Raw genomic sequence first — 2334 nt, forward strand, 5'->3', positions numbered from 1 at the left:
GTGCTGCTCGACGTACGGGCGGCGCCGCGTTACCGGGGCGAGGTCGAACCGATCGACCCGGTGGCCGGGCACGTGCCGGGGGCGGCGAACCTGCCCGCCGGGGTGTACGTCGGGCCGGACGGCCGCTTCCCGGCCGCCGAGGTGTTGAGCGAGCGGTTCGCCGAAGCCGGGGTGACCGAGGGGCGGGCCGTCGGGGCGTACTGCGGCTCGGGGGTGACCGCCGCGCAGGCGGTGCTCGCGTTGCACCTGGCCGGTCGCACGGACGCCGCGCTCTACGTTGGATCGTGGAGCAACTGGGTGGCCGACCCGGCCCGGCCGGTCGCCTCCGGGTCGACACCAGGCCACTGACCAGCGCGTGCGGTGGGCCGGCGCCCGTCCTCGTGCGACGATGGGCTCATGTCCGACGACACGGTGGTGGTGTGGGACGAGTCGCTGCTCGCCTACGACATGGGTGACCATCCGCTCGACCCGGTCCGGGTGGAACTGACCTTCGCGCTCGCCCGCGAGCTGGGCATCCTGAATCGGCCAGGGGTGCGGGTGGTCAAGCCGGAGCCCGCCGACGACGCACTGCTCACCCGGGTGCACGAGCCGGCCTACCTCGCCGCGGTACGCAACGCGCCGCGTGACCCGCTCTTCGCCGGTTACGGGCTGGGCACCTCCGACAACCCGGTCTTCGAGGGGATGCACGAGTCCAGCGCGCTCATCGCCGGCGCGACGGTGGCCGCCGCCGAGGCGGTCTGGCGCGGCGACGCCCGCCGGGCGGTGAACGTGGCCGGCGGGCTGCACCACGCGATGCGCGCCCGCGCCGCCGGCTTCTGCGTCTACAACGACCCGGCGGTGGCCATCGCCCGGCTGCTCGACCTGGGCGCCGAGCGGGTCGCGTACGTGGACGTCGACGTGCACCACGGCGACGGCGTGCAGCAGATCTTCTGGAACGACCCGCGGGTGCTCACGGTCAGCGTGCACGAGACCCCGTTGGCCCTTTTCCCGGGCACGGGTTTCCCGGACGAGACGGGTGGGCCGGGCGCGCAGGGCACCGCTGTCAACATGCCGTTGCCGCCGGGTGTCGACGACAGCGGCTGGCAGCGCGCGTTCCACGCGATCGTGCCGTCGGTGCTGCGCGCGTTCCGCCCGCAGGTGCTGGTCAGTCAGTGCGGCGCCGACGGGCACCGACTGGATCCGCTCGCCGACCTGAACCTGACTGTCGACGGGCAGCGGGCCACCTACCTGGCGATGCGGGCGCTGGCCGACGAGTTGTGTGACGGCCGGTGGGTGGCCACCGGCGGCGGCGGGTACGCCCTCGTCGAGGTGGTGCCCCGGGCCTGGACCCACCTGTTGGCGGTGGCCACCGGTGATCCGATCGACCCGGCCACCCTCACCCCACCCGCGTGGCGGGACCTGGTCGCCTCCCGGCAGCTGGGTCGGGAGGTGCCGCTGCGGATGACCGACGAGGCGGCGACGGCGGCCATGGTCCGCGCCGCGGTGGAGTTGACGTGAGGTTGGAGATTCTGCCGGTGCTCGGCATCGGCCACGTGACCGAGGGCGACGACCTGGCCGCGGTGATCGCGACCGCCGCGCCGTGGCTGCGCAACGGCGACGTGCTGGTGGTGACCAGCAAGATCGTTTCCAAGGCGGAGGGGCGACTGGTCGACGTGCCGGCGGACGGACCGGAACGGCTGGCCGCCCGGGACGAGGTGCTGGCCGGTGAGACCGCCCGGGTGGTGGCCAGTCGGGGGGCGACCCGGATCGTGCAGACCCATCACGGCTTCGTGATGGCCTCGGCGGGGATCGACGCGTCGAACGTGGACAAGACCCGGCTGGTGCTGTTGCCGGTCGACCCGGACGCCTCGGCGCGGGCCTTGCGGGACGCGCTGCGGGAGCGCTACGACCTGGACCTGGCGGTGATCATCAGCGACACGATGGGTCGGCCCTGGCGCAATGGGCTCACCGACGTGGCGCTCGGGGTGGCCGGGATGCCGGCCATCCGTGATCACCGGGGCGAGGTCGACCCGTACGGCAACGAGTTGCAGTTGACCCAGATGGCTGTGGTGGACGAGTTGGCGGGTGCCGGCGAGCTGATCAAGGGTAAGTGTGATCAGGTCCCGGTCGCGGTGGTGCGGGGCTACCTGCCCGCCACCGAGCCGGACGACGCCGGTGGCGCGCGGGCGCTGATCCGCGACGCGGCACAGGACCTGTTCTCGCTCGGCACCGCCGAGGCCCGCGCCGCCGGGCTGTCCGACGCCGCCACCCTCGCCGATGGTCCCGGTCCGATGCCAGCCGACCTGACCGCGGTGCGACGGGCCATCGACGCGGTCGCCGGGGTGGTCGCCCCCG

General features: G+C 73.8%; 2 protein-coding genes and 1 pseudogene. All 3 read left to right on the forward strand.

Annotation, left to right across the window (positions count from 1 at the left end; all coding sequences use genetic code 11):
• The coding region (locus tag KBX53_RS30045; protein WP_247676441.1) for a sulfurtransferase at positions 1–348 on the forward strand (348 nt) is incomplete at its 5' end.
• Positions 349–396: 48 nt separating this feature from the next.
• Positions 397–1452, forward strand: a pseudogene (locus tag KBX53_RS30050) (acetoin utilization protein AcuC); the annotation flags it as partial.
• 41 nt (positions 1453–1493) lie between these two features.
• A partial coding sequence (locus tag KBX53_RS30055; protein ID WP_210863055.1) for a coenzyme F420-0:L-glutamate ligase occupies positions 1494–2334 on the forward strand: 841 nt, incomplete at its 3' end.

This window comes from Micromonospora sp. M51, assembly GCF_018070305.1.
GTDB classification, from domain to species: Bacteria; Actinomycetota; Actinomycetes; order Mycobacteriales; family Micromonosporaceae; genus Micromonospora; species Micromonospora parva.